Origin of the sequence: Shinella lacus, from assembly GCF_010994755.1 — a bacterium.
Classification (GTDB): Bacteria; Pseudomonadota; Alphaproteobacteria; order Rhizobiales; family Rhizobiaceae; genus Shinella; species Shinella lacus.
In genome coordinates this window covers 294,482-320,747 of the sequence record NZ_WHSB02000005.1, presented here as the reverse complement: position 1 = coordinate 320,747, position 26,266 = coordinate 294,482, and the positions used below count along the sequence as shown (strand labels likewise).

The following is a 26,266-nucleotide window of genomic DNA, read 5'->3' as shown; positions in this document are numbered from 1 at the left end:
CGCTGATATATTTTGCGACGGTTTATGCGAATTGGCGGCGGATGACGCAAGTCCCGGCAAGAAACGGGTTGAAAGCGGCCGGGCAAAGCCCGATCTTGTGACAAAACGGGAACGGAGGAGCCGATCATGCCCGGCAAGACCCATTTTCTGATCTTCGACACCGAGGGTGGCCCCTGCGGCATCGCCTGGACGGCCGCCGGCGTCGTGCGCTTCCAGCTGCCCGGCGACGATGCGGCCACAACCTGCCGCCTCCTGCTGCGCCACCTGCCCGAGGCGGAGGCCGCCGACCCGCCTCCGGCCATCGCCGAGACGGTCGCGGCTGTCAAACGCTACTTCGCCGGCGAACAGGCGGATTTTTCGAAGGTCCCGCTCGACCTTGCCGGCCAGAGCGCGTTCTTCCGCGCGATCTACGATGCCGCGCGCCGGGTGCACTGGGGCGAGACGACGACCTACGGCACGATCGCCCGCGACCTTGGCGCCGGCCCCGAAATGGCGCGCGAGGTCGGCCAGGCCATGGCGAAGAACCCCGTCGCCCTCATCATCCCCTGCCACCGCGTGCTCGCCGCCGGCGGCAAGGTCGGCGGCTTCTCCGCCCCCGGCGGCGCCTCGTCCAAGCTGAAGATGCTGGCGCTGGAGGGCATTTCGTTCGAGCAACCCGAGCCCGCGCAGCAATCGTTCGGGTTTTGAGCACGGCTGTTCGAAATCATCCGCCTTGACGGACTGCCTACTAGTTGGTAGGTTTTCGAAATGGGAAACGTATCGACCAAAGCCGAAGACATTGTCAGTTGCGCCCGCGCTCTGATCATCAAGGGTGGCTACAACAGCTTCAGTTATGCCGATATTTCCAGCGTGGTCGGCATTCGCAAGGCGAGCATCCACCATCATTTTCCCGCCAAAGCGGATCTCGTCCGCACAGTCGTCAAACAGTACCGGGAGGAGGGTGAAGCGGGGATCGCCGCACTGGAACGCAATGTTCCCGATCCGCTCGATCAACTTCGTGCCTATGTCGGCTACTGGGAGGCGTGTATCGCAGACGCATCGCACCCGTTCTGCGTCTGCGCCCTGCTGGCCAGTGAAATCCAGGTTCTACCCGAAGACGTCGCGCTCGAAGTGCGCGGGCATTTTCAAACGCTCTCGGAGTGGCTCACATCCATCCTGGAGCGCGGCATTGCAGAAGGCCGTTTCGCTTCGATCGGGACCGCCAGGGAAAACGCCGAAATGCTCATGGCCACCGTGCATGGCGCCATGCTTTCGGCGCGCGCCTATGGCGACCCTGCAATTTTTGGCGTGATAACAAAGCCGTTGCTGAAGCGCATCGCAGTTTAAACCGGAGCTTCGCCGACGGATGCCTACGCGCCCTAACAACCTATCAACTAGTAGATAGTTTTCTTTCGCAAAGCTCACATCGTCCACTTGACGAGAAAGGTCATCCCCATGTTCGGAATTTCCACCCTTGGCTGGGTCCACACGATCGGCAGCCTGCCAGCCATCCCCGCCGCCCTTTACATGATCGCACGGCATGGCCGTATCGTTCCGAGGTCCGGATTGGGTGCTCTCTATTTTGTGTCCATGCTGATCGGTGCCGCGACCGTGTTCCTCGTTGCGCATCAGCCGGTCAGCTATGGCATCGGCATCGCGACGATCCTGCTCCTGCTGGCAGGTTATGGCGCCGAACGCGTTCTGCGGCCGTCACCGGCAGCCAGATATGTTGAAATCATCTGTCTGACGCTCAGCGTCTTTCTTCTGATGCTGCCGACCGTCACGGAGATCCTGCGCCGCGTCCCGGACGGCCACCCCCTGGTCACCGACCTGAAATCGCCGCTGCTTCTTGGAGCCCAGGGCGCGCTGCTGGCTCTTCTGATCGTTGGCTTGACCGCTCAGATCATCTATCTGCGCAGGGCAGGCCAAGGCCGCGCGAAACGGTCATAGTATCGCGCAGCCTGCCGCAGTCATTCCCACTCGATCGTGCCGGGCGGCTTGCTCGTCACGTCATACACGACGCGGTTGATGCCGCGGACTTCGTTGATGATGCGGGTGGCGGCGCGGCCGAGGAAGTTCATGTCGTAGTGGTAGAAGTCGGCGGTCATGCCGTCGACGGAGGTGACGGCGCGCAGCGCGCAGACGAATTCGTAGGTGCGGCCATCACCCATCACGCCAACGGTCTGGACCGGCAGCAGCACGGCGAAGGCCTGCCAGATCTTGTCATAGAGGCCGGCCTTGCGGATCTCGTCGAGATAGATGGCGTCGGCCTCCCGGAGAATCTCCAGCTTGTCGCGGGTGATGCCGCCGGGGCAGCGGATGGCGAGGCCCGGACCCGGGAAGGGGTGGCGGCCGATGAATGAGTCCGGCAGGCCGAGCTCACGGCCAAGCACGCGCACTTCGTCCTTGAAGAGTTCGCGCAGCGGCTCCACCAGCTTCATGTTCATGCGGTCCGGCAGGCCGCCGACATTGTGGTGCGACTTGATGGTGACCGAGGGGCCGCCGGTGAACGAGACGCTTTCGATGACGTCCGGATAGAGCGTGCCCTGGGCGAGGAATTCCGCGCCGCCGAGCTTCTTCGCCTCGTCCTCGAACACCTCGATGAACAGGCGGCCGATGATCTTGCGCTTGGTTTCCGGGTCGGAGACGCCTTCCAGCTCGCCGACGAAACGATCGACGGCATCGACATGGATGAGGTGCAGGTTGTAGTGCTCGCGGAACATGGCGACGACGTCGGCCGCCTCGTTCTTGCGCATCAGGCCGTGGTCGACGAGGATGCAGGTGAGCTGCGCGCCAACCGCCTCATGGATGAGGAGGGCCGCAACGGAACTGTCGACGCCGCCCGAAAGGGCGCAGATAACGCGCTTGTCGCCGACCTGCTCGCGGATGGCTTCCACGGCGCGCGCGCGGTAGGCCGACATCGACCAGTCGCCCTTGATGCCGGCGATCTTGTGTACGAAGTTGGACAGCAGCTTGGCGCCGTCCGGCGTGTGGACCACTTCCGGGTGGAACATGGTCGTGTAGTAGCGCTTCGCCTCGTTGACGCAGATCGCGAAGGGGGCGTTTTCCGAGGTGCCGATGATCTCGAAGCCTTCGGGCGCGACGGTGACGCGGTCGCCGTGGCTCATCCAGACCGGATATTTTTGGCCGACTTCCCAGAAGCCGTCGAACAGCGGGCTGCTTTTAAGGATTTCCACGTCTGCGCGGCCGAATTCGCGGGCATGACCGCCCTCGACGGTGCCGCCGAGCTGGGTCGCGAGCGTCTGCTGGCCATAGCAGATGCCGAGGATCGGGAGGCCCGAATCGAAGGCGATCTGCGGTGCGCGGGGGCTGCCCTGGTCGAGAACCGAGGCGGGTCCGCCGGAGAAGATGATCGCCTTCGGCTGCATGCGGTGGAAGGCTTCTTCCGCCGACTGGAAGGGGATGATCTCGCAATAGACGCCTGCTTCGCGCACGCGCCGCCCGATGAGCTGGGTCACCTGGCTGCCGAAATCGATGATGAGAACGCTGTCGGGATGAGCTGTCTGGGTCATGGCGAGCCTTTAATGAAAAACCTCGCGCCGCGCAACCGGGGACGGCCGGATTTTCAGCCGTTGCGCACGATCGTTCCGCTGGCGATGGCCGCTTCCAGAATGTCGACGGCGGCGGCGAGCTTCTCGTCGATCGCATGCAGGTACTCCGTCCAGTCGCCGATATGCGTGAGCTCGGCCTTGCCGTCGGAAATGCCACGCAGCCCGATGAGCCGTACGCCGAAAGCCTGGCAGGCGCGCAGTTCGGCAAAGGTCTCCATCTCCACCATGTCCGCGTCGATCGCCGCGTAGGCTGGGCCGGAGACGATGTTGGCGCCGGTCGAAAGCCGGGCTTCCGGGATGCCGGGAATGCGGACGGGCAGTTTCACCTCCACCGGCAGGTCGAGGAAGGGCGTGGCGCCCTTGGTGAAGCCGAGCGGCGAGGCGTCCATGTCGCGGTAGGAGACCGATATCGCCTGGTAGACGCCGGTCTGTTCCAGCGCCGCCGATCCGGCGGAACCGAGCGAGACGACGAAATCGGGCAGCTGCGCCTCGGATTCCAGGTGGCTGAGCGCCAGCGTAAGCTGCACGGCGGCCTCCACGGGGCCGACGCCGGTCATGAAGGGCGTGATACGGGCTTTCAGGTGCGGGCCATATTCGGCATCGACGGCCATGACATAGAGGATGCGGTGGCTGCCGACGGTCTTGAGGGTAACGCTCATTCGGCGATGTCCTGCCGGCCGCGCACCACCATCATCGTGCCCGTCATGGAGGCGATGAGCTTTGCCGGGCCGTCGGAGATCGCATAGCCGCGCCCGTCGGCGACGATGATGTTGGAGCCCGGCTTGGTGACCTCGCCGCGGAACAGGAAACGCTCGCCGCGCCCGGGTGACATGAGGTTTACTTTGAACTCGATCGTCAGGATCGAGGCGTCGGCATCGATCACCGAATAGGCGGCATAGCCGCAGGCGGCGTCGAGGGCGGCGGAGATGATGCCGGCATGGAGGAAACCGTGCTGCTGCGTCAGTTTCTCGTCGAAGGGCAGCTCGATCTCTACCGTGCCATGCTCGACGCGGGTCAGCTCGGCGCCGATCAGCGCCATCGCGGGCTGGCGCGCAAAGCTTCGGGTGATGCGGCCGGCGAAATCGGCCGGCGGGAAATCGGTCATGGTGCACACATGTCTGCCGGCGCGCCGGCCTGGAACGAGGGTGGCCGACGTTTGCATGGCGCTTGCTGCACTGCAAGCGTCTTTCAGTTCAGCGCGAGAATTGCCGCATTGAGCGCCGTCGCGAAGGCGACCCAGGCGAGATAGGGCAGGAAGAGCAGCGCCGCCGTCCGGTCCTGCCGCCAGGAGACCAGGATGAAGCCCGCGACGGAGACCAGCAGGCCGAGGATGATGATCATCGCCGACATCAGGTCCTGCAGGCCGAAGAAGGCGGGAGACCAGGCGAAGTTGAAGACGAGTTGCGCAAACCACAGGCGCATCGCGATCGATCGGCGAAGGGGCGAAAGCCAGGTGCGCGCTCCGACCACGCCGATGATGACGTAGAGGATGCTCCAGACCGGCGCGAAAACCCAGTTCGGCGGATTGAACGAGGGTTTTGCCAGCGACTGATACCAGTCGCCGGGCACGTTGTTGGCGCCGATAACGAGGCCGCCGCCTAGGACGAGGATGATGAAGGCGAGATAGATGAGGGGCTTGTTGTTCATGTTGCCTGCAACTAGCGCGCCGCGCGCCGCCGTCCAGGGGGTGCGGTCATCGGCGCAGGCCGGCGATATGCTGGTCCCAGGCGATATCCCCGCGGCGTTCGGCAAAGCGGCCGTCATAGGAGGAGACAGCAAAGCCGTGTGGTGCAGCCGCAATGCCGGCGGCGTCCGCGACGGTCTCTTCGCGCAGCACGCTGCCCGTCTTCGCATCGAGCACGACGAAGCGGCCGCCGTTCGGCGAGGTCAGGCCGACGAGGTTCTCGCGGCGGTTGACGGCGATGGCGCCGACATAGTTGGCAAGCCCGAGGGTGGTTTCCTCGGGGAGCGACAGGAAGCGCAGGTCCTCGCCCTTGCAGAAAGAGCCGACGAGCGGCGGCAGGTCGTTGCGCGGGCCTTCATATTGGCAGGCGAACCAGATGCGGCCCTTGTCGTCGAGGTCGATATGGCGCGTGGAAAGCTGGCGGAGCTTTTCCGGCAGCGTGTGGCGCTCGATGAGCGCACCGGTCGCGGCATCGATGAGCGCGAGCGACGGCTCCATATGGTCGAGATTGAGCTTGGTGCGGCCGAAATCCGGATGGGTCTCGATACCCCCGTTGGCGGCGATCAACATCCGGCCGTCATCGCTGACGGACAGATCATGTGTTCCGATGCCGTAGGTCGCATATTCGCCGATGCGGCGATAGTTTTCGCGGGCGTCGTAGAGGCCGATCACGCCGCGATTGGCGTCGAAATCGTTCTCGCTGGCATAGAGCAGCCGGCCGTCGGGCGAGAAGCAGCCATGGCCGAAGAAATGCCGGTCTTCGGCGGCGGCGATCGTCACGGGGGCTGCCTTGCCGCTTTGGTCGATCACCAGCGCGAAAGTGCCCGGCCGCCTTGCGAAGGCGACGAGATGGCCGGTGGCGGGCGAAAAGGCCATGCCGTGGCTGCGGGCGGGCAGCGGCGTCCTGTCGATGATCGACCCGTCTTCCGCAAGCACGGCAATACCAAAGCTGCCGTCGCGATCCCGGTAGCCGGAGGCGAAGACGGCGTCGGTGCGCGACAGCGCGAAGGACTGGCGGGCGCCGAGGCTCGCGGCCCAGGCAGCCCCCGCCATGCGCAGGAAGCTGCGCCGGTCGAGCAGCGCGCTATGGACGCCAGCGCCCCGCATCAGTCGCCGTCCGAGAAGGAGAAGCCGGAGCCGAGCCCGATGGCGCCGCCATAGCCGGCGTCGAGGCGCAGGATCAGGTCGCGCGTGTTGACGAGGAGGAAGTTGATCTTCTGCTGCTCCTCAGGCGTCGAGACGGCCTTCTCCACGTCGGGATCGACCATCGGCGCGATGTGGCCGAGTGATTTCAACACGAAGTCGATATTCTCGTTGATCGACGCGAAATTCGGATCGACCAGCTCCCGCATGCCGGACGTGTCGAACAGCACTTGCAGGCCTTCGATATTGGCGGAAATCGACGTCCAGGTGTTGCCGGAGCGCCAGAACACCGCCGATTTCGGCCGCGCGATGCCGCCATTGCGGTAAAAGGTCTCGATACGCTGGTCGCGCACGGCCTCGGCACCATGCACGAGAATGCCGAGCAGCGCGGTGATCGCCTCGCGGCCTGTGCGGAAGACGGGGTTTTGCGGGCCCGGATGTTTCCAGTCGTCCTGCACGCCGTCCGGCGCGTCCCAAGCCGCTACGAGCTGGCCGGCCGTCGTCTCGATATGGGTGGCGACGGCGGCGGCGTAGCGGCAGCGGAAGCCGTCCGGCTTGTCCATCAGCGTTTCGGCGCCCGTGCCGTAGAGGGCGAATTCAATGGCGCCAAAACCCTGGATCGCCACGCTTTTGCCGCCCATCGTCGCGGCATCGGTATCCTTCTCCTCCTGCTTCTGGAGCAGTGCCTGCACCTGTTTCAGGCCGGTGCCCTTGCGGTCCGGGTAGAACAGGATGCGCTCGAAGCGGTTGTCGTCGATCACCGGGCCGATGCGCACGATCTCGATATGCCCCCAGTCGGTGACCGCTTGTCGGAACGCATCGTCGACGGCCTTGCGGCTGGCGTCGGACGGCGCCTTGCAGAAGGCGCCGGTCGCCTCCGCCAGCTTGCCGGCAGAGGCCTGGAAGGCGCGGTAGCTGGGGCGGATGACGTCATCGACGGCGCGCGTCATGATGCCGGTGACGATCTGCTCCGTCAGCTCCGGCGGCACCGGCGTGCTGCTCTCCTGGGCGAAGACCGGCGGGCTCGCCGAAAGCATCAGGCCAGCGGCGATGAGGGAAGCGAAGCGGAAGGGATGGCGCCGGGTCTGCATCAGAGGCTCTCCAGGAAGGTCAGAAGGGCGTCGCGGTCTTGTTTTTCCAGCGTTGTGAAGCGGTCGCGCGCCGCCTTTGCCTCGCCGCCGTGCCAGAGGATGGCCTCGGTGAGGTTGCGGGCGCGCCCGTCATGCAGGAAGAACGTATGGCCGTTGACGGTTTTTGTAAGGCCGATGCCCCAGAGCGGCGGCGTGCGCCATTCCCGGCCGGTCGCAACCCCGACCGCCTGCCCGTCGGCAAGGCCTTCGCCCATGTCGTGCAGCAGGAAATCGGAATAGGGCCAGATAAGCTGGAAGGCATGGGCTTTGTTTTCAGCATCGCGCCGGGTCACGAATTTCGGTTGATGACAGCTCGTGCAGCCGGTCTCGTAGAAGACGCGTTTTCCCGAAAGCGTCTCGGCAAAACTCGCCTTGCGCCGCGCCGGAACGGCAAGGTTTTCCGCGTAGAAGGTCACGAGGTCCATGATCGGCGGCGGTGCTTCCACATCGCCGAGCCGCGCCTGTACGCCATTCGGACGCTCCAGGCAGGCGGCCTCGGTAGCCATGCAGTCACCCTGGTGCAGCGGCACTTCCGGCGTCGAGATGCCGATATCGTGGGTGAAGGCATCGGCGCTCTGCTGGCGCACGGAGGCGGACTGCGCCTTCCAGCCGAAGCGGCCGAGCGTCTTCTTGCCGGTCTTCGGGTCGATCGCCACGGCCGCCTTGCCGCTGATGCCGTCCTCGTCCGCATCGTCCGGGTCGGCAAGCGCCAGGATATCCGCCTCGTGGATCGCCTGGACGAGGCCGAGGCCGAGCATCGGCTGGGTGACGCGCGGCGAGAGCGTCGTCGTCCTGCCGAGGTCGCCATAGGCGAGGTCGGCGACGGAATAGGTCGGCCGGCGCAGCATCACGACTTCGCCGCCGGCCAGCGTCACCGCTTCCTCGGTATAGTCGATCACCATGCGCCCTTCGGCCTTCAAGCCGGGAACGGCGAGGTCCTGCAACTGGCGGCCATAGACCGGGTCCGGCAGGCTCATTTCGCTGAAATCTTTGAGCGCCGCTTCTTCCTCCGGCGTCACCGCGGCGCGGGCGAGGCGCAGGAACATCGAGGTCGCGTTGTCAGCGCCTTCCGGCGGATGGCCGCGACCGTCCTTGATGTGGCAGGATTGGCAGGAGCGCGCATTGTAGAACGGCCCAAGCCCATCGGACGCTTGTGTCGACGAGGGCGAGGACACCCAGAGTTTCTGGAACAGCGCATTGCCGAGCTTGAACGTCTCTTCCTCGGCAAAGCTGATGTTTTCGGAAAAATGCGAAAAGCTGTTCAGGTTGACCGAGGCAAGCGAGGTGGCCGCCCCCCCGGACATCGCCTCATATTGTTCGGCGGCGGAAAAATCCGTGGTGAGCCGCGTAACGGCGGCCACGCGCTTGCGGTCCTTTTCCGAGAGGTCGTCCCGGTCTTGGCCGGCGGAATAGGCCTTCCCAAGAACAAAAACGCCCGCCACGACGGAGACCGCGGCGAAAACCGCGAGCAGGCGACGGGCGGGGCGTTCTGTCATTGCGAAATCGGGCCGCTATCGCGAAGACGCGGCCCGCCTTCTATCATTGGAAGACAGCGTTAGGATTATCCAGGCTGTCGGAGCCTTCAAGCTCGATCTTGCCGATATCGAGCGACGCAATGACGCGCTCGATCGTCTTGGTCTGGTCGATCAGGCTGTCGACGGCGGTCTGCACCACCTTGTTGCCCTCGGCATTGCCTTCGCCGATCATCTGGTCATAGGCCTCGCCGCCTTCGGCACGGTCCACCAGCGCCTTGAAGGCGGCATGGCTCGCATCAAGCTTGCCCTTCATCTCGGTGTCGAGCGCGGCGTCCTTTTCCGCGACCAGTTCCGAGAGCGACGGGCCGGTCAGCTTGGAGCCGTCCGCACGGGTATATTCGCCCGTATAGACGGTCTGGATGCCGACGACGTCGTAGTAATGCGAGTTGTGCGTGTTGTCGGAGAAGCAATCGTGCTCTTCTTCCGGATCATGCAGCAGCAGGCCGAGCTTCATGCGCTCGCCGGCAAGTTCGCCATAGGAGAGCGAGCCCATGCCGGTCAGCATGGCGGTGATGCCGGCCTTCGGGTCGGCGGTCACGTTCTTCGTGGCCTCGCCTTCCGGCGCCCAGGCGGCGACCATCTCTTCGAGATCGGTGACGAGCAGCGACGAGGCGGCCTTCAGGTAGGCGCCGCGGCGGTCGCAATTGCCGTTGGTGCAATTGGCCTTGTCATAGTCTGAGGCCTGGCGGTTGCCAGCACCCTTGCCGGTGCCGTTCAGGTCCTGGCCCCACAGCAGGAATTCGATGGCGTGGTAGCCGGTGGCGACATTCGCCTCGACTTCGCCCGCCTCGTGCAGTTCCTGCAGCACGGCCGGGGTGATCGTGGTCGCATCGATCGTCTTGCCGGCGATCTCGAGCTTCGGATTGGCGATGACATTGCCGACGAACAGCGCGTTCTCGTCGCTTTCCGTGCCGTAGCTAGGGTCGACATAGTCGATCAGGCCTTCGTCGAGCGGCCAGGCATTGACCTTGCCTTCCCAGTCGTCGACGAGCGGGTTGCCGAAGCGGTAGGCTTCCGTCTGCTGGTAGGGCACGCGGGACTTCAGCCACGCTTCGCGCGCAGCCTTCAGCGTCTCGTCGTTCGGCGTGGCAATGAGCGCGTCGACCGCCGCGTCGAGCGCCTTGGCGGCCGCCAGCGAGTCGGAATATTTGGCATGGGCAATTTCAGCATAGTGCTTGACGATCGCAGCCGGATCGGCCGCCGCATGGGCGGTGCCGATGGCAAGGCTCGACGTCGCGGCAGCGAGCACGAAGGCAGCCGCGCGAAGGAAGGAAGTGGTCATGACGTCTCCTGGTGTCCTGTTCGATGTGTCCCCCGACACCGGACGTGGCGGTGCGCCTCCCTTGGCGACCGTCGCCCGGATGGCCCGGCAGGCAGGCCGGACCCGGGTTTATTCAGGCGTCATTGTCATGGACCAAATAAAAACTGGTGTCAAAGTGTATAGTTTAGAACGGTTTCAAGCTGTTCCACACATTTGACAGAGCGCAACAGTGGGGACGCCGCAGCCGTCAGGCCCGGCGGCCCATGGCGCAGAAGAAGAAGCCGTCCGTATCGGTGGACGCGGGCGTCAGCGTCACCGTCTTCTTGTCCGTCGACCAGGGCTGCGGCTTGTCGGTGCCGAACAGCTCCTGCCAGGCCTTGGCGGCAGAAAGGATCTCGAATTCCGGGTTGTTCTCGCAGAAAGCGTGGACCTGGTTCTCGTTTTCCTGCGGCAGGATCGAACAGGTGACGTAGAGCAGCGAACCGCCGGGGCGCACATAGGCGCTGGCATTGGCAAGCGCCTCCTGCTGCTGGCCGAGGCGTTCTTCCAGGTTCTTTTCGGTGAGACGCCACTTGGTATCCGGCCGCCGGCGCCAGGTGCCGGTGCCGGTGCAGGGCGCATCAACCAGCACACGGTCGAAACGGCCGGTGAGGGCGGCGAGGCTCGTAATGTCCTGGTGGACCTGGACATTGCGGGTGCCGGCGCGCTTCAGCCGCTCGATGATCGGGGCGAGGCGCTTGCGGTCGGTGTCGTAGGCGTGCACCTGGCCCTTGTTGTTCATCGCGGCCGCCATGGCGAGCGTCTTGCCGCCGCCGCCGGCACAGAAATCGAGCACCTGCTCGCCCTCCTGCGGCAGCACGAGATCGGCGACGATCTGCGAGCCTTCGTCCTGCACCTCGAACCAGCCCTTCTGGAAGGCGAGGTCGGCGGTGACGTTCGGCAGGCGCGACGGGCCTTCACCGGCGGGAATGCGGATGCCCTGCCGGGCAATGGGGGAGGCGACGGCGGCGTTGCGTTCCAGCGCCTTCAGCACCTTGTCGCGGCCCGCCTTCAGCGTGTTGGCGCGCAGGTCCAGCGTCGGGCGTCCGGCCAGCGCCTTGGCCTCGTCCAGCCATTTGTCGGAAAAGTTTTCCTCGAAGGAGGGCTGAATCCATTCCGGGATGTCGCCCTGCACATGCGGGGCCGCCGCATCGAGGTTGCGGGCGCGGAAGGCGGCAAGCGTCTCTTCGGACAACAGTTCCGGGGCAAACCGGTCGCCGTCGAGTTCGGCGGCGATCGCCTCGGGCGTCAGGCTCCATTGGCGCAGCAGCACGGCGTGGCCAAGGGCCGTGGGGCTGTCGTCGTCCATCAGATAGGCGTGCGACAGTTTCATGCGCAACGCATCATAGACGATGTTGCCGATCGCGGCACGGTCGCCGGAGCCGGCGAAGCGATGGGAGAGACCCCAGTCCTTGAGCGCATCGGCGACGGGGCGCCGCCGCGTCTCGATATCCGTCAGAACCTCGATGGCTCCCGAAAGCCGCCCACCCAATCGCATACGTTTACTCCGTTTTGCGTCGTGGTAGCGGCGGAACGCGCCGAGGGCAAGCCGGCGCGGTCAGATTAGCGGCTGATCAGCCGATGACCTCGTAACAGATCTTGGCATGGCCGGAGCGGATCATGCCGATGTTGGAGGCGGCCGCCTTGGACAGATCGAGCACGCGGCCGCGGATGAACGGGCCGCGATCGTTGATGCGCACCACGACGCTCTTGCCGTTGTTCGCGTTGGTGACCTTCACCTTGGTGCCGAAGCGCAGGCTGCGGTGGGCGGCCGTCATGAGGCTGGGGTTCATGCGTTCACCTGAGGCCGTGCGCGAGTGCAGCGCATACCACGAGGCGCGGCCGCAACCGGCTGCCTGAGCATCGGTGAATGTAACGAAGGTGGAGGAGGCGGCGACGAGGGAGGCAAGAGCCACACTGGAGAGTTTGAGCACCATGTTCGGATGACCTTCCGGGCGAGTTGTGAATTTCCGCTGCTATGCTTGCCCTATGAGGAAGCAAAAGTGGCGAAAACGTGCCTCAACCGGCCGCAATTCTGTCAAAACCCGTGCGGCTATACAGTCCATCGCCCGCGATGGATTTTTAATCTTCGTTAAGATGACAGAAAAAGTTCTTCGGAATCAGTTGCTAAACTGGATCGACTGTAAAGCTGGAATGGCCATGCGGCATTCGTGCAAATTTTCGGAAAAAACTTTCAATATTAGCAATCGCTGCGCATGAATCCGGCGGCAAAATTGGGGCAGATAAATTTATGGTTGTATAAAAGCGCAAAAGCCAAGCCTGCCGGCCCGCCACCCTCAGCCCCGCCAGCGCCCGGAAGACCACAGGTCGGCGAGCGATTGACGGTAGTTCGGGAAGCGGAATTCGAAGCCGGCAGCACGCAGCTTTGCGTTCGAAACGCGCTTGTTCTCTCCGTAGAAAGACCGTGCCATGGGGGAAAGTTCCGCCGTCTCGAACGGAATATCCGGCGGCACCGGCAGGCCCATCAGCCGGGCGGCCTCGGCAACCACGTCCTGCGGCGGGCCGGGCTCGTGGTCGGTAATGTTCCAGACGCCGCCCAGGCGCTTGCCCGCAAGGAACAGCGCCGAGCGGCCGATGTCTTCCACACGAATGCGATTGAACACCTGGTCCGGCTTGATGAGGCGGCGGGCGGTGCCGTCTTCCATGTTGCGCAGCGCATTGCGTCCCGGCCCGTAAATGCCGGAAAGGCGAAGCACGGCGACGGGCAGGGCGGAGGCCTTGCCGAAGTCGAGCCAGTGGTTCTCCGCCTCGACCCGTTCGACCGAGCGGGCGGACACGGGGTTCAGCACCGTCTCCTCGTTCACCCAGGCGCCCTTGTGGTCGCCATAGACGCCGACAGTGGAGAGGTAGGCGGCCCATTCGAGCTTCGGCATCAGGACGGACAGCGCGGGGCTACCTATGCGAAACAACGGATCGCCATCCTTGCCGGGCGCGATCGACTGCACGACATGGGTGGCGCGCGCCATGTCGGCGGCAAGCGCTTCCGAAATCGCGCCGCCATCATAGAGTATAGGCTCGATGCCGAGGGTGCGCAGGCTCTCGGCCTTTTCGGCGGAGCGCGTCGTGCCGGAGACGGAAAAGCCGGCCTCCTTGAAAACGTCGCCGATGGCCTTGCCGGAAAAACCGGCGCCGAGGATCAGGAGATGCGTCATCGACAGTCCGCCTTCGCTCTTTCATATTCCGCGCGCACATCCGCGTCCGCGTCGTCCGCCCTTCCTGCCGCAAATTCTTCGAATTCGCCAGCGGTCATCAGCCGGGAGAGCGCCCATGCGGCCATGCCCCGCACCACCGGTGCGGTATCGTCGGCGAGTTGGGCGCATCGAGCAATCAGGCCGCGGTCGCCGGAATTGCCGGCGGCGATCAGCACGTTGCGCACGAAGCGGTCGCGGCCGATGCGCTTGACGGGCGAGCCGGAGAAATGCGCGCGAAAGCCGGGATCGTCGAGCGTCAGCAGGTCGGCAATCGCCGGCGCCTTCAGCTCATCGCGCGCCTTGAGCTTCATTTCGGAGGCGCTGGCGGCGAACTTGTTCCAGGGGCAGGCGGCCAGGCAATCGTCACAGCCATAGATGCGATTGCCGATTTTCTCCCGGAATTCCGGATCGATCGTGCCCTTGTGCTCGATGGTGAGGTAGGAGATGCAGCGCCGCGCATCGATCTTGTAGGGAGCGGGGAAGGCATCCGTCGGGCAGGCGTCGAGGCAGGCGCGGCAGGAGCCGCAATGGTCGCGCTCCGGCTCGTCGCGAAAGAGGTCGGCGGTGGTGAACAGGCTGCCGAGGAAGAGCCAGGAGCCGTGCGTGCGGCTGACGAGGTTGGTGTGTTTGCCCTGCCAGCCGAGCCCGGCAGCGGCGGCCAGCGGCTTTTCCATCACCGGCGCCGTATCGACGAAGACCTTCACATCCGCCCCGCCGCGCGCGGCAAACCGCGTCGCCACTTCCTTGAGCTTGCCTTTGATGATGTCGTGATAGTCGCGGTTCTGGGCATAGACGGAGATAGCCGCCCGGTCCGGCATGGCGAGCACGTCGCGCGGATCGTGCTCCGGCCCATAATTCATGCCGAACAGGATGACGGAGCGCACGTCGCTCCACAGCACGCGCGGATCGGCCCGGCGGGCTTCCGTCTCCGCCATCCAGTCCATGGTGCCGTGATAGCCGGCGGCGAGAAAATCGGCGAGCCGGGCCGGCGCCTGTGGAATGGAATCGGGGCCGGTGATGCGACAGAGATCGAAGCCCTTGTCGGCGGCCTCCGCCTTGACGAAATCGGTCAGGCGGTGCCGGATCCTCTCGTCGCCCGACATGTGTCCGTCCTTAGAAATCCAGGTCCGCGTAGTGCGAGACCGGGGTGACGCCGCGCACGCGCTCGGCCAGCAGCGGGCGGAAGGAGGGGCGGGATTTCAGCCGCTGATACCAGTCCTTGGCCTGCGGCGCATCCGCCCAGTTGATCTCGCCCATATAGTCGAGCACCGAGATCATCGCGGCGGCGGCGAGGTCGGCATAGCTGAGGCGGTCGCCGGCGAGATAGGTGCGCGAGCCGGCAAGCCAGGAGAGATACTTCATATGCTGGCGGATATTGGCGCGCGAGTTGCGCAGGATCTTGCTGTCCGGCGGGCCGCCGCCCTGGTCCGGCGTCATCTGCAGTTTGAAAACACGCTCGCGCACCAGCGGGCGCGTCACGTCCTGCTCCATCTTCTGCAGGAACCACTCCGTTAGTCGCCGGATCTCCGCGCGCTGAAAAGGGTCTTCGGCGAGCAGGCGGCGATCGCGCTTCAGCACGCCGTGGGTCTCGTCGAGATATTCGGAAATGATGCTCGCGCCACAGAGCGCCCGCATGCTGTCGTCGACATAGACGGGCAGGGTTCCGGCCGGGTTGAGGGCCAGGAAATCGCGTCGGTTTTCCCACGGCGCCTCTTCGGCAAGCTCCGTCTGGAAGCCGTATTCGGCCAGAATCAGGCGGACGAAGCGCGAGGCGGAAGACATCGGGTGATGATAGAGTGTGGGCATGAACGCTGCTTTTACTCGTCTTGCGGAAGGGGCGATGCCGGGCCTGCCGCTTGACGCGGAGCTGATTTGGCGACGGCTGATTTGACGAACCTATAGAAATTTGGTGGTACAAACACAAGCGAATCGGGCTTTTTGCCGTAAGGCCGCTTCGTTTTCATGCTTTCCTTTCCCAGCATCAAGGAACTTTCATGGCAGACCAATCGATTGTCAGCGCCCTCATTCTCGGTCTCATCGAGGGCCTGACCGAATTCATCCCGGTGTCCTCCACCGCCCATATCCTGCTTGCCGGGCACTTTCTCGGCTTCAAGTCGCCGGGCAACAGTTTTGCCGTCCTCATCCAGCTCGGCGCCATCCTGGCGATCCTGTCCGTCTATGCGGCCAAGTTGCTGCGCATCGCCTTCGACCTGCCATCGCGCCCGGAGGCGCGCCGCTTCGTCGCCAGCGTGCTGGTGGCCTTCCTGCCGGCCGCCGTCATCGGCGCCATCGCGCATGATTTCATCAAGACGGTGCTCTTCGAGACGCCGATGCTGATCTGCATTGTGCTGATCATCGGCGGCGTCATCCTCTATGTGGTCGATCGCCTGCCGCTGACGCCGCGTTATACGGATGCGATGACCTACCCGCCGTCGCTTGCCTTCAAGATCGGCCTCTGCCAGTGCCTGGCGATGATTCCCGGCACCTCGCGCTCGGGTGCGACGATCGCCGGCGCCCTGCTGCTCGGCACCGACAAGCGTTCGGCGGCGGAGTTCTCGTTCTTCCTCGCCATGCCCACGATGGTTGGCGCCTTCGCACTCGATCTCTACAAGAACCGCGACGCGCTGTCCTCGGATGATCTCCTGATGATCGGCGTCGGCTTTGCGGCCGCCTTTGTCGCGGGCCTCTTCGTCGTGCGCAAACTGCTCGACTACGTATCGCGTCGCGGCTTCACGTTGTTTGCCATCTGGCGAATCGTCGTGGGCACGCTCGGCCTGATCGGCCTCTTGGTCTTCGGCTGACGAGCAATTCCAGGAAAAGTGTGTAGCGGTTTTCCGTCCGGAATTGCGCAAAACGAAGAATCGCTTTGGCCGGTCTTTCGATCGGCCGAAGCTTACTTGACCGATGCAGTCGTGCAGGGGTCGACGCCGTAAGCCGGCGAACAGCCGTGCTTGCCGGCAGACACCGTTCCCGGCGCGGCAAAGGATCCGGCCACGATGATCAGAGCCGAAAATCCGAAGAAGATTGCAATTGCCTTGCCCATGGGCCGGGAGCCTCTCAAAGTCCTGAAAATACGCCGCAGAACTGTCATCAGTACGACGCGACGGGGGCGGTGTTTATTCGCTGGTCCGACGACAATCAATATCGCGTCATGCTGAATCACGGGTAAATGCCACGCAGCTTTTTTTAACCGCTGCATAAGTGCAACAGAGTGCTCAAAGCGCTTTCGAAAAAGAACCGGCCGCCGCGGGACAAAACCCTGCGGCGGCCGGTTTTCATTTCGGCGACGGATGCGTCAGGCCGTCTTGTCGATCTTGGTGAACTGGCCCTGCTGGCGGTAGCGCACGAGATAGCTCGGCAGGATCGCTTCGACGAGGGTCGGCTGGATGCCGATGGCCTCAAGGGTGCGGCCTTCGCTGCGGGCCGCTTCGGAGACGATGGTGTCCGAGCGCAGCAGCGTCACCTGGTCGGAGGTCAGCGGCGGTGCGATGAAGGGCACCAGCGAGGCGATGGAGCCGATCAGCGAAGCGATGCCGAAGGGCAGCGACACGAGCGGGTTCTTGCGATCGACGACGCGGAGCATCAATTCCAGACACTGGCGGAAGGTCAGCACTTCCGGGCCGCCGAGTTCGTAGATGCGGCCGCGTTCGATCGTGCCGTCCACGGAGCGGGCGACGGCTTCGGCGACGTCGGCGACATAGACCGGCTGGAACTTCGTGTGACCGCCGCCGATCAGCGGCAGGACCGGCGCATAGCGTGCCATGGTGGCGAACTTGTTGAAGAAGCCGTCCTCCGGCCCGAAGATGATGGAGGGGCGGAGGATGACGGCGTCCGGCACCGTGCGCAGCACGGCCGCTTCGCCGCGGCCCTTGGTGCGGCCGTAGGAGGATTCCGACTTCTCGTTGGCGCCGATCGCCGAAATATGGGTGAGCTTGGCACCGGCGGCCCGGGCCGCCTCGGCCACGGCGCGGGCACCAAAATCCTGGACGGCGTCGAAGGTGTTGCGGCCGGCCTCGAAGAGCACGCCGACACAGTTGATGACGTGGTCGGAACCTTCGACGGCGCGGTCGACGGACTGGCGGTAGCGCAGGTTCGCCTGGACGAAGGAGATCTGGCCGACGCCGCCGATCGGCTGGAGGAAGCCGGCGAGATCCGGCCGGCGCACGGCGACGCGGATGCGGTAGCCGCGGCGCGCCAGCGCGCGCACCACATGACGCCCGACGAAGCCCGAGCCGCCGAAGACGGTGACGAGCGGCGGAAGGTTGGACAAGGTCATGCGGGCAGCTCCTGAAGGATAGGAAAGGTGGGTAGGGCCTACATAGCCCAAAGCGCCGGCAAGGTGAAGCGCGGCGAAGCGTCTCTCCTGCCGGGGTTTTCGCGGTAACTCAGATGCCTTCGACGACCACCATTTCCGCATCCGCCACTTCCTGGCGGATGGCGGCGGCGATCTGGTATTCCGGCGAGTTGTAACAGTCGACGGCGGCTTGCAGCGAGGGGAATTCGATGATCACGTTGCGGGCGCGAACATCGCCTTCGAGACGCTCGAACGCACCGCCGCGGGCGATGAAATTCGCGCCGTATTTTTCGAAGGCCGGCTTGGCGGCGGCGACATAGTCCTTGTAGCGCTCGGTATCGCGCACATCGACCCGTGCAATCCAGTAGCCCTTCGGCATGTCTCTCTCCCTTGGTTTCAGGCGTTCAGCGCGCCGTCCATCTCGGCGAGGATCGCCCTGGTGGCGGCAAGCGGGTCTGCGGCGTTGACGATGGGCCGGGCGACGACGAGGTGGCTGGAGCCGGCCTTCAGCGCATCGGCCGGCGTCATCACGCGTTTCTGGTCGCCAAGTTCGGCGCCCGCCGGGCGGATGCCGGGCGTGACGATCGCCATGTCGGCGCCGACGATCTTGCGCACCGCATTCGCCTCCTCGGCCGAGCAGACGACGCCGCCCATGCCGGCGATGCGCGCCTGTTCGGCGCGGCGCAGCACCAGCGTGTGCGGATCATATTCATAGCCAGCGTCGATGACGTCCTTGGCATCCATGGAGGTGAGCACCGTGACGCCGAGCAGGCAGAGGTCGGACCCCCTGGCGGCGGAAACCGCGGCGGCCATGGCCTTCGGATAGGCATGCAGAGTGAGCATGGACATGCCCATCTTGACGATGTTTTCCACGCCCTTTGCCACCGTGTTGTCGATGTCGAGCAGCTTCATGTCGAGGAAGACCTCCTTGCCGTCCTTGGCAAGGTCGCGGGCGAATTCGAGGCCGCCGGCGAAGACCAGCTGGTAGCCGATCTTATAGAAGAGGGCGGTACTGCCGAGGGTACGAACCACCTTTTCCGCCTCCGCGATGGTTGGAACATCGAGGCCAACGATCAGGCGGTCGCGCGCGGACATGGTCAAAACCCTTTCCAAGATTCGATTGGCGTCCAGTCGCATGTGACAGCGCGGTCTGCAAGCCGGAAAGCGAAAAGATTGCCGCCCCCGCCCGGCTGGTCGCCGTCGCGACGGATCGACGTGCCCTTGAGATGACACTTCAGCAGCGTGCCGACACCACCATGGCCGACGAAGGCGATGGGGACGGTCGGGTCGTGGCCGGCCAGCACGCGCTCGACGGCGGCAACGATGCGTGCCTGCGCATCCACCGCCCGCTCCCAGCCGCGAAAGCTCGTCTCCGGATGGGCGAAGAATTCATCTGCTGCCGCCTCGAAGGCGGGAGGCGGCAGAAAACCCGTGGCGGAGCGGTCGTTCTCGCCCATGGCATGGTCGGTCTCGACCGGGATGCGGCCGCCGGCAAGAATGTCCGCCGTCTCGATCGCCTTGCGCTCGGTGCTCGCGACGAAGCGGCCGATCTGCCGCGCCCAGTCGGCGTCGGCAGCAAGCAAGGCCCGCTCGCGGCCGCGCTCGGAAAGCCCCCAGTCGGGCACGGGCACGGCCGGGTCGATCAGCACCTGCGGGTGGGTAATATAGAGCGCGAACATCGCCGCCGCTCAGTGCGTGCGGCGGTAGGTCCACAGCTGCGCCGGCGGGATGTTGCGCACGACGAAGTCGAGATGGCTGATCTGATAGCGGTCCGGCATGGCGATGACGGGGGAGAGCGGACCGTAGGAGATCTGCACGACGGGGCGGCCGACGGGAATGCGCGTCAGCAGGTCCTCGATCATCGAGACACGTTTGTGCATCGGGAAGTTCAGCAGCGGCACGGCGGAAACGACGCTGTCGAAGGTCGTCTCCCGCAGGTCGCCGAGCGTCTTGTCGAGATCGAAGGCATCGCCGTTGATGAAGTTCACGCCGTGAAAGCGCTCGACGAGGTGGTTGTAGAAATCCGTGGAGAATTCGACGGAGGTCAGCTTTTCCGGGGCAAGTCCGGTGCCGAGGATCGCCTTGGTGATGACGCCGGTGCCGGGACCGAGTTCGAGCACGGGAAGGCCGGAGGCGGGATTGACGACGCTCGCCATGCGGCGCGCGGTGATGGAGGAGGTGGGGATGATCGAGCCGACCGCCCGCGTATTGCTCATCCAGCCCTTGAAGAAGCGAATCTCGTCGTCGAATTTCTTGCCGAGCCGTTCCTTGACCTTCACACGCAGCGTCATGCCGTCCCCCTTCATGGTATCGCTTTTCCGGCCGGCGGCGGGCGTCATTCCCGTCCGCGCATTCGACCATGGCGAATATGTGACGCGGTTTGCGTCAAAAACAAGTCTGATTGCGCCGTCGCCCGCAAGTTTCTAGAGCAGTTCCAGCAAAAGTGCGAAGCGGTTTTGCGTCCGGAATTGCGTAAAAACAAAGAAGGCGGCGTTGCCAGGTAAAAAAGAACCCGCCGGATAGCCGGCGGGTTCCGTGAACGGTTTCCCGATGCTGCCGGCCGCCTATACGCGCATCGGCATGAGCACATAGAGCGCGTCGTCGCCGGCGAGATCGCGCACCAGCGTCGGCGAGCCCGGATCGGCCAGCATGAACACGGCTTCCGTGCCGGAAAGCTGCGAGGTGATGTCGAGCAGGTACTTCGCGTTGAAGCCGATTTCTAGCGGATCGTTGTCGTAGCCGACCGCCAGTTCTTCCGTCGCACTGCCCGAATCCGGGTTGTTGACGGTGAGCGTCAGCTGGCCTTCGCCAAGAGCCAGCTTCACGGCGCGGCCGCGCTCTGAGGAAATGGTGGAAACGCGGTCGACGGCCTGCGCGAAGGACTGGCAGTCGATCTTCAGTTCCTTGTCGTTGTTGGTCGGGATCACGCGCTGGTAATCCGGGAAGGTGCCGTCGATGAGCTTGGAGGTCAGCACGATCGAGCCGATGGTGAAGCGGATCTTCGCATCCGACACTTCGACCGTGACGACGAGTTCCGGATTGTCGACCAGCTTCTGGAGTTCGCCGACCGTCTTGCGCGGAATGATGATGCCCGGCATGCCTTCCGAGCCCGACGGGGCTTCGACATCGGCGCGGGCCAAGCGGTGGCCGTCGGTGGCGACGGCCCGCAGTTTCAGCGCGCCATTGCTCTCGATCGTGTGGATAAAGATGCCGTTCAGGTAATAGCGGGTCTCTTCCGTCGAGATCGCGAACTGCGTGCGATCGATCAACATCTTCAGGTCCGTCGCCTTGAGGCGGAACGTGTGGGAAAAGCTGCCGGCGGTGAGGTCCGGGAAGTCGGACTGCGGCAGGCATTGCAGCGAGAATTTCGAGCGGCCGGACGTGACTGTCATCGAAGAGCCGTCGGCATTGGTGGCGAGCGCCACTTCCGAACCGTCGGAGAGTTTGCGCACGATGTCGTAGAGGAGGTGTGCGGGAACGGTCGTGGCACCTGCCTGCTCGACCTGCGCCGGCGTCGCCTCGGTGATTTCCAGGTCGAGGTCGGTCGCCTTCATGTCGAGGCTGGCGCCGTCCGAGCGCAGGAGCACGTTCGAGAGGATCGGGATCGTGTTGCGGCGCTCGACCACGCGGTGAACGTGGTTCAGCGACTTCAGGAGATTGGACCGCTCGAGAGTAATGCGCATGGATGTATCGCTTTCGACCGCTTGCACGCCGGAGGCCGGCGCGGCATTGCCTTGGAATTCCGGCAGGCGCCGGATGGATGTGGACGGGCAAAATGGCAGAAACAGGCGGACGATTGCAAGTGCTAACGGCGCCGGACACAGGATAGTCAACCGCCGGACCTTGCGAGGGCATCGGCGCTCGCCCATAAGGAGGGGAAATGCGGCCGTCCAGCGGCTGGAAAGGTGACGGACGATGCGGGATGAAGGTGCGGCAAGCGGGGCGGGTGCAAGTGCGAAAACCTTTCGCCTGCACAATGCCGTGATCCCGGCCCGGCCGCAGGAGCCGGCGCTCTACCTGGTTGCCACCCCCATCGGCAATCTCTCGGATATCACCCTTCGGGCGCTCGAAACGCTCGCCGGCGCCGATGTGCTCGCCTGCGAGGACACCCGGGTCACCCGCGTGCTGCTCGATCGCTACGGCATCGTCAACCGGCCCTATGCCTATCACGAGCACAATGCGGACGAGGCCGGTCCGCGCCTCATCGCGGCGCTCGAAGCCGGCAAATCCGTGGCGCTGGTCTCCGACGCCGGCACGCCGCTCGTCTCCGATCCCGGTTATCGCCTGGCGCTGATGGCCATCGAAGCCGGCCACCGTGTGGTGCCGATCCCCGGCGCCTCCGCGCCGCTCGCCGCCCTCGTCGGCTCCGGCCTGCCGAACGATGCCTTTTTCTTCGCCGGATTCCTGCCCTCCAAGGACAAGGCGCGACGCGACCGTCTTGCGGAACTGGCAAGTGTGCCGGCAACGCTGCTCTTCTTTGAATCACCACACCGTATTGCCGCGACCGTCGCTGCCGCAGCCGACGTGCTGGGCGAGGGACGGGCGGCCTGTGTGTGTCGCGAAATCACCAAGACCTTCGAGGAATTCCGCCGCGGCCCGCTCGGCGATCTCGCCGCCTTCTATGGCGACGGCCACACCGTCAAGGGCGAGATCGTCTTCGTCATCGCGCCGCCGGGCGAGGCGGCCGCACCCGAGGCGGCGGATGTCGACCGGCTGCTTACGGCGCTCGTGAAGGACATGTCGGCCGGCAAGGCGGCAACGGAAGCGGCGCGCCAGACCGGCCTGCCGCGCCGCGACCTCTACCAGCGCCTTATCGACCTGAAGGGTGGCGATGCGGGATAAGGCGGCCGATCCGAACCGGCTCAAAGCCTTCCGCCGCGGACATGTCTCCGAATATATTGCCGCGCTCTACCTGATGGCCAAGGGCTACCGCATCCGCGCCATCCGCTACCGCACCAAGCTCGGCGAGATCGACATCATCGCGCGGCGCGGCGATCTCGTCGTCTGCGTCGAAGTGAAAGCCCGGCGCGATGTCGACAGCGCCGTCTTCGCCGTCACCGCAACCACCCAGAACCGCATCCGCGCGGCGAGCGAAGTCTGGCTTTCCCGCCAGCCGGACGGCCATCGCCTCTCTTTGCGCTATGACATCGTCGCCGTGCGGCCCTGGCGTTTTCCCAAGCACCTTGTGGATGCGTTCTGAGCAAAAGGAAAATGTAACGAAACTGACACGAAACCGTAACGCGCCCGTCACGGTCGCTCATTAGTGCACCCCTCACACCAAATCCGGTGAAGAGGAGCAACCCATGTTCAAGCCGCTTTCCCTCGCAGGTTTCGCACTCGCCGTTTCCGCCTCGGCCTCGATGGCCGCCACCAACATCACCTGGTGGCACGGCATGGCCGGCCGCAACGGCGAAGTCATCAACGAAGTCGCCCAGAAGTTCAACGCTGCGCAGTCCGCCTGCGCGCTGACGCCGGTTTCCAAGGGCACTTACGAAGAAGCGCTGGCTTCCGGCATCGCCGCCTTCCGTTCGGGCGAACAGCCGAACATCCTCCAGGTCTTCGACGCCGGTGCGGCGACGATCATCAACGCGCCTGGCGCCGTCATCCCGGCTGAAGACCTGATCAACGGTGCCGGCTACAAGTTCGACCGCGAAGCCTTCATCGAGGGCGTGCGTTACTTCTACGCCGCCCCGGACGGCAAGTTCGTCGGCATGCCGTTCAACTCCTCGGCGCCGATCATGTATGTCAACACCGAAGCCCTGGAAAAGGTCGGCGTCGAAGCCCCGAAGACCTGGGAAGAGTTCGAGGCGATCGCGCCGAAGCTCAAGGAAGCCGGCTACCTGCCGCTCGTCCAGTCGCAGCTGACCTGGCAGTTCACCGAAAACTTCTTCTCGCGCCACAACATCCAGTTCGCGACGAACAACAACGGTTACGACACGGTCGTCGATACCAAGATCAACATGACGGACCCGAACCTCGTCATGATGTTCACCAAGCTCAAGGCCTGGGCTGACGAAGGCTACTTCGGCTATTACGGTGCCGGCTGGAACGACAACCAGAAGCTCTTCGAAGACGGCAAGGCCGCCTTCTGGATCGGCTCCTCGGGATCGTTCGGCGGCCTCCAGAAGACCGCGCAGAAGCCGTTCTCGGCAACCTTCCTGCCCTATTGGAACAGCATCCAGGGTGCCGGCACCAACACCTTCATCGGCGGCGCTGCCCTCTTCGCCATGTCCGGCAAGCCGGAAGCCGAAAACAAGTGCACGGCCGACTTCTTCCAGTTCCTGACCTCGCCGGAAATCCAGAAGTTCTACCACGAGGCAACCGGCTACGTCGCCATCACCACGGCTGCCTACGAACTCACCAAGTCCGAAGGCTACTACAAGGAGAAGCCGGCGGCCGAAGTCGGGATCCAGCAGCTCATGCTGCCGTCGGGTGAATGGTCGAAGGGCTACCGCCTCGGCTTCTACCCGCAGATCCGCGAGATCATGGAGCGTGAATACGGCCGCATCTTCGCCGGCGAAACCACGGTCGAAGAAGCCCTGAAGACGATCGAGACCGAAGCGAACGAACTGCTCGCCCGCTTCGCCAAGACCGCCGGCTGATACTGCCATCCGCTGAAATTCGTGCCGGGGGCGTCCTGCTCCCGGCACGCCGCTATGAAGGTGGCTCCATGAAGCGCGTGCAATTCTCGTCGCCCTATCTGCCCTATCTCTTTATCGCGCCGCAGATGGCGATCATCTTCGTGTTCTTCTACTGGCCGTCCGTGCAGGCGATCCAGTCGTCCTTCTACCTCGAAGACCCGTTCGGCTTCGGCTCCACCTTCGTTGGCCTTTCCAACTATTCCGATGCGCTGGGCTCCGTGCAGTACCAGTCGATCGCCCGCTTCACGCTGCTCTTCACGGTGCTCGTCACCTTCCTGTCGCTGGGCATCGGCATGCTGCTCGCGGTGAAGGCGGATGCGGTGCTGAAGGGCAGCTCCACCTACAAGACGCTGCTGATCTGGGTCTATGCCATCGCCCCGCCGGTCGCGGGCCTCATGGGCATGATGTTCTTCGACCAGCATATCGGCCCGCTGGTGAAGCTCGCGGCCTTCTTCGGCTGGGACATGAAGGTCGGCCTCAACTACAACGACACGGCAATCGCCATGATCATCGTGTCGGTGTGGAAGCAGATCCCGTACAATTTCATCTTCATCCTGTCCGGCCTGCAGGGTATTCCGGTTTCCATCCGTGAGGCGGCCGCCATCGATTGCCGCTCCGGCATGCGGCGCTTCTGGACGATGACGCTGCCGCTGCTCGCCCCCACCGCCTTCTTCCTGCTCATCATCAACATGACCTATTCGCTGTTCGACACCTTCGGCGTCATCGACGTGATGGTGAAGGACAAGGCGGCCAACAACCCGATCACGCTCGTCTACAAGGTCTACATGGACGGCTTCCGCGGCAACGACCTCGGCGGCTCCTCGGCGCAATCCGTCATCCTGATGATCGTGGTCTTCGTGCTCACCATCTTCCAGTTCCGCTTCATCGAGCGGCGCGTCCATTACAATTGAGAGGGCGCCCGCCATGTACCGCACCCGTTTGCTCGACCATGTCATTCTCCTGATCGGCGTCTTCATCATGGTGGCCCCCGTGGTGGTGGCCTTCATGACCTCCACCCACGAGGCGGCCGACATTCATCGGAACGGCCTGTCTCTCACCTGGGGCGGCTATTTCACCGAGACCTACAACACCGTGCTGACGCGCAAGGGCGGCTTTACCGGCGAAATCACCGGCGCACGCATGATCTGGAACTCGCTGATCCTCGGTATCGGCTTTGCCGCCGGCAAGATCATCCTGTCGATGCTTGCCGCCTACGCCATCGTCTATTTCCGCTTCAAGCTCGGCACGCTGTTCTTCTGGATGATCTTCACCACGCTGCTTCTGCCGCTCGAAGTGCGCATCCTTCCCTCCTACGAGGTGATGAACAAGCTCTCGCTCACGAACACCTATACCGGCCTCATCGTGCCGCTGCTGGCGTCGGCCACCGGCACATTCTACTTCCGCCAGTTCTTCAAGTCCGTGCCGGAGGAACTGCTGGAGGCCGCGCGCATCGACGGCGCCGGGCCGTTCAAGTTCTTCATCGACATTCTCGTGCCGCTCTCGCGCACCATGATCGCGGCGATCTTCATCATCATGTTCGTCTATGGCTGGAACCAGTATCTCTGGCCGACGCTGATGACCACCGACGAGCGCTTCTTCACGCTGGTGCGCGGCATCAAGCAGATCCTGCTCGTCTGGGTCGGCTCCAACATTCCCGACTATAACGAGGCCTTTGCGCTGGCGATCCTCGCCATGCTGCCGCCGGTGATGATCGTGATGATCTTCCAGCGGTGGTTCATCAAGGGCCTCACCGAAAGCGACAAATAAGGAGCCTGT

At 64.1% G+C, this 26,266-nt stretch carries 29 protein-coding genes; 9 read left to right on the top strand and 20 right to left on the bottom strand.

Going from position 1 to position 26,266, the window contains the following annotated elements; translation table 11 throughout:
• Positions 1-126: 126 nt before the first annotated feature.
• The 3 genes from GB927_RS15980 (at position 127) to GB927_RS15970 (ending at position 1,929) form a co-directional block, all read left to right on the top strand.
• On the top strand, positions 127-687 hold the full coding sequence (locus GB927_RS15980) for a methylated-DNA--[protein]-cysteine S-methyltransferase (RefSeq protein WP_256118172.1): 561 nt from the start codon (positions 127-129) through the stop codon (positions 685-687).
• A gap of 60 nt (positions 688-747) precedes the next feature.
• On the top strand, positions 748-1,326 hold the full coding sequence (locus GB927_RS15975) for a TetR/AcrR family transcriptional regulator (RefSeq protein WP_256118171.1): 579 nt from the start codon (positions 748-750) through the stop codon (positions 1,324-1,326).
• A gap of 108 nt (positions 1,327-1,434) precedes the next feature.
• Entirely contained in the window at positions 1,435-1,929 is a 495-nt protein-coding gene (locus GB927_RS15970) for a hypothetical protein (protein WP_256118170.1), read from the top strand.
• Between the two features lie 20 nt (positions 1,930-1,949).
• Here the strand turns inward: GB927_RS15970 and guaA are convergent, their stop codons facing one another.
• The 13 genes from guaA to GB927_RS15905 form a co-directional block, all read right to left on the bottom strand.
• Positions 1,950-3,512, bottom strand: a complete 1,563-nt coding sequence (gene guaA / locus GB927_RS15965; RefSeq protein WP_256118168.1) for a glutamine-hydrolyzing GMP synthase — start codon at positions 3,510-3,512, stop codon at positions 1,950-1,952.
• Positions 3,513-3,565: 53 nt separating this feature from the next.
• Positions 3,566-4,210 carry a 5'-methylthioadenosine/S-adenosylhomocysteine nucleosidase gene (locus GB927_RS15960; RefSeq protein ID WP_256118166.1) on the bottom strand — a complete coding sequence of 215 codons (645 nt, stop codon included), beginning with the start codon at positions 4,208-4,210 and terminating at the stop codon, positions 3,566-3,568.
• On the bottom strand, positions 4,207-4,656 hold the full coding sequence (locus tag GB927_RS15955) for a PaaI family thioesterase (RefSeq protein WP_256118165.1): 450 nt from the start codon (positions 4,654-4,656) through the stop codon (positions 4,207-4,209). Before GB927_RS15955 ends, GB927_RS15960 begins: the two co-directional genes overlap by 4 nt.
• A gap of 83 nt (positions 4,657-4,739) precedes the next feature.
• Positions 4,740-5,198, bottom strand: coding sequence for a TspO/MBR family protein (locus GB927_RS15950; protein ID WP_256118164.1), 459 nt, complete (start codon positions 5,196-5,198; stop codon positions 4,740-4,742).
• A 46-nt stretch (positions 5,199-5,244) separates the two neighbouring features.
• Positions 5,245-6,342, bottom strand: a complete 1,098-nt coding sequence (locus GB927_RS15945; protein ID WP_256118162.1) for a DUF1513 domain-containing protein — start codon at positions 6,340-6,342, stop codon at positions 5,245-5,247.
• A complete protein-coding gene (locus tag GB927_RS15940) occupies positions 6,342-7,469 on the bottom strand; it encodes an imelysin family protein (protein WP_256118161.1) in 1,128 nt (375 codons plus the stop codon). The genes GB927_RS15945 and GB927_RS15940 overlap by 1 nt, the downstream gene beginning before the upstream one ends.
• The gene (locus tag GB927_RS15935; protein ID WP_256118160.1) at positions 7,469-9,004 is read right to left on the bottom strand and encodes a di-heme oxidoreductase family protein; all 1,536 of its coding nucleotides are present in this window, start codon (positions 9,002-9,004) and stop codon (positions 7,469-7,471) included. Before GB927_RS15935 ends, GB927_RS15940 begins: the two co-directional genes overlap by 1 nt.
• A gap of 43 nt (positions 9,005-9,047) precedes the next feature.
• On the bottom strand, positions 9,048-10,325 hold the full coding sequence (locus tag GB927_RS15930; RefSeq protein WP_256118159.1) for an imelysin family protein: 1,278 nt from the start codon (positions 10,323-10,325) through the stop codon (positions 9,048-9,050).
• Positions 10,326-10,551: 226 nt separating this feature from the next.
• Positions 10,552-11,841 carry an RsmB/NOP family class I SAM-dependent RNA methyltransferase gene (locus GB927_RS15925; protein WP_256118158.1) on the bottom strand — a complete coding sequence of 430 codons (1,290 nt, stop codon included), beginning with the start codon at positions 11,839-11,841 and terminating at the stop codon, positions 10,552-10,554.
• Between the two features lie 76 nt (positions 11,842-11,917).
• A complete protein-coding gene (locus GB927_RS15920; RefSeq protein WP_256118157.1) occupies positions 11,918-12,280 on the bottom strand; it encodes a septal ring lytic transglycosylase RlpA family protein in 363 nt (120 codons plus the stop codon).
• Between the two features lie 360 nt (positions 12,281-12,640).
• Entirely contained in the window at positions 12,641-13,516 is an 876-nt protein-coding gene (locus GB927_RS15915; RefSeq protein ID WP_256118156.1) for an SDR family NAD(P)-dependent oxidoreductase, read from the bottom strand.
• Positions 13,513-14,658, bottom strand: a complete 1,146-nt coding sequence (gene queG / locus GB927_RS15910) for a tRNA epoxyqueuosine(34) reductase QueG (protein WP_256118155.1) — start codon at positions 14,656-14,658, stop codon at positions 13,513-13,515. The genes GB927_RS15915 and queG overlap by 4 nt, the downstream gene beginning before the upstream one ends.
• Before the next feature lie 10 nt (positions 14,659-14,668).
• The gene (locus GB927_RS15905; RefSeq protein ID WP_256118154.1) at positions 14,669-15,361 is read right to left on the bottom strand and encodes a glutathione S-transferase family protein; all 693 of its coding nucleotides are present in this window, start codon (positions 15,359-15,361) and stop codon (positions 14,669-14,671) included.
• Between the two features lie 188 nt (positions 15,362-15,549).
• Between GB927_RS15905 and GB927_RS15900 the strand changes: the two genes are divergently transcribed.
• The gene (locus tag GB927_RS15900) at positions 15,550-16,356 is read left to right on the top strand and encodes an undecaprenyl-diphosphate phosphatase (protein ID WP_256118153.1); all 807 of its coding nucleotides are present in this window, start codon (positions 15,550-15,552) and stop codon (positions 16,354-16,356) included.
• A gap of 92 nt (positions 16,357-16,448) precedes the next feature.
• Here GB927_RS15900 and GB927_RS15895 read toward each other — a convergent pair whose 3' ends face one another.
• From GB927_RS15895 to dnaN, 7 genes are all read right to left on the bottom strand, one after another.
• Positions 16,449-16,598, bottom strand: a complete 150-nt coding sequence (locus GB927_RS15895; protein ID WP_256118151.1) for a hypothetical protein — start codon at positions 16,596-16,598, stop codon at positions 16,449-16,451.
• A gap of 252 nt (positions 16,599-16,850) precedes the next feature.
• Positions 16,851-17,831 (bottom strand): complex I NDUFA9 subunit family protein, encoded by a 981-nt coding sequence (locus tag GB927_RS15890; RefSeq protein ID WP_256118150.1) that lies wholly within the window; start codon positions 17,829-17,831, stop codon positions 16,851-16,853.
• A gap of 109 nt (positions 17,832-17,940) precedes the next feature.
• Complete coding sequence (locus tag GB927_RS15885; protein WP_256118149.1) at positions 17,941-18,228, bottom strand: DUF1330 domain-containing protein; 288 nt, start codon at positions 18,226-18,228, stop codon at positions 17,941-17,943.
• A 17-nt stretch (positions 18,229-18,245) separates the two neighbouring features.
• Positions 18,246-18,944 (bottom strand): orotidine-5'-phosphate decarboxylase, encoded by a 699-nt coding sequence (gene pyrF, locus GB927_RS15880; RefSeq protein WP_256118147.1) that lies wholly within the window; start codon positions 18,942-18,944, stop codon positions 18,246-18,248.
• 2 nt (positions 18,945-18,946) lie between these two features.
• On the bottom strand, positions 18,947-19,528 hold the full coding sequence (locus GB927_RS15875; RefSeq protein ID WP_256118146.1) for a histidine phosphatase family protein: 582 nt from the start codon (positions 19,526-19,528) through the stop codon (positions 18,947-18,949).
• Between the two features lie 9 nt (positions 19,529-19,537).
• A complete protein-coding gene (gene pmtA / locus GB927_RS15870) occupies positions 19,538-20,140 on the bottom strand; it encodes a phospholipid N-methyltransferase PmtA (RefSeq protein WP_256118144.1) in 603 nt (200 codons plus the stop codon).
• Between the two features lie 273 nt (positions 20,141-20,413).
• Positions 20,414-21,532, bottom strand: coding sequence for a DNA polymerase III subunit beta (gene dnaN / locus GB927_RS15865; protein WP_256118143.1), 1,119 nt, complete (start codon positions 21,530-21,532; stop codon positions 20,414-20,416).
• 232 nt (positions 21,533-21,764) lie between these two features.
• On the opposite strand from dnaN, the gene rsmI reads away from it, so the two are divergent.
• The 5 genes from rsmI to ugpE all read left to right on the top strand — a co-directional run bounded on the left by rsmI (position 21,765) and on the right by ugpE (position 26,257).
• A complete protein-coding gene (gene rsmI / locus GB927_RS15860; protein ID WP_256118141.1) occupies positions 21,765-22,691 on the top strand; it encodes a 16S rRNA (cytidine(1402)-2'-O)-methyltransferase in 927 nt (308 codons plus the stop codon).
• Positions 22,681-23,049 (top strand): YraN family protein, encoded by a 369-nt coding sequence (locus GB927_RS15855; RefSeq protein ID WP_256118140.1) that lies wholly within the window; start codon positions 22,681-22,683, stop codon positions 23,047-23,049. Before rsmI ends, GB927_RS15855 begins: the two co-directional genes overlap by 11 nt.
• A 103-nt stretch (positions 23,050-23,152) precedes the next feature.
• Positions 23,153-24,451 carry an extracellular solute-binding protein gene (locus GB927_RS15850; RefSeq protein WP_256118139.1) on the top strand — a complete coding sequence of 433 codons (1,299 nt, stop codon included), beginning with the start codon at positions 23,153-23,155 and terminating at the stop codon, positions 24,449-24,451.
• Positions 24,452-24,468: 17 nt separating this feature from the next.
• Positions 24,469-25,401 carry an ABC transporter permease subunit gene (locus GB927_RS15845; RefSeq protein ID WP_439655505.1) on the top strand — a complete coding sequence of 311 codons (933 nt, stop codon included), beginning with the start codon at positions 24,469-24,471 and terminating at the stop codon, positions 25,399-25,401.
• A 13-nt stretch (positions 25,402-25,414) separates the two neighbouring features.
• Positions 25,415-26,257, top strand: a complete 843-nt coding sequence (ugpE, locus tag GB927_RS15840) for a sn-glycerol-3-phosphate ABC transporter permease UgpE (protein ID WP_256118135.1) — start codon at positions 25,415-25,417, stop codon at positions 26,255-26,257.
• Positions 26,258-26,266 lie beyond the last annotated feature (9 nt).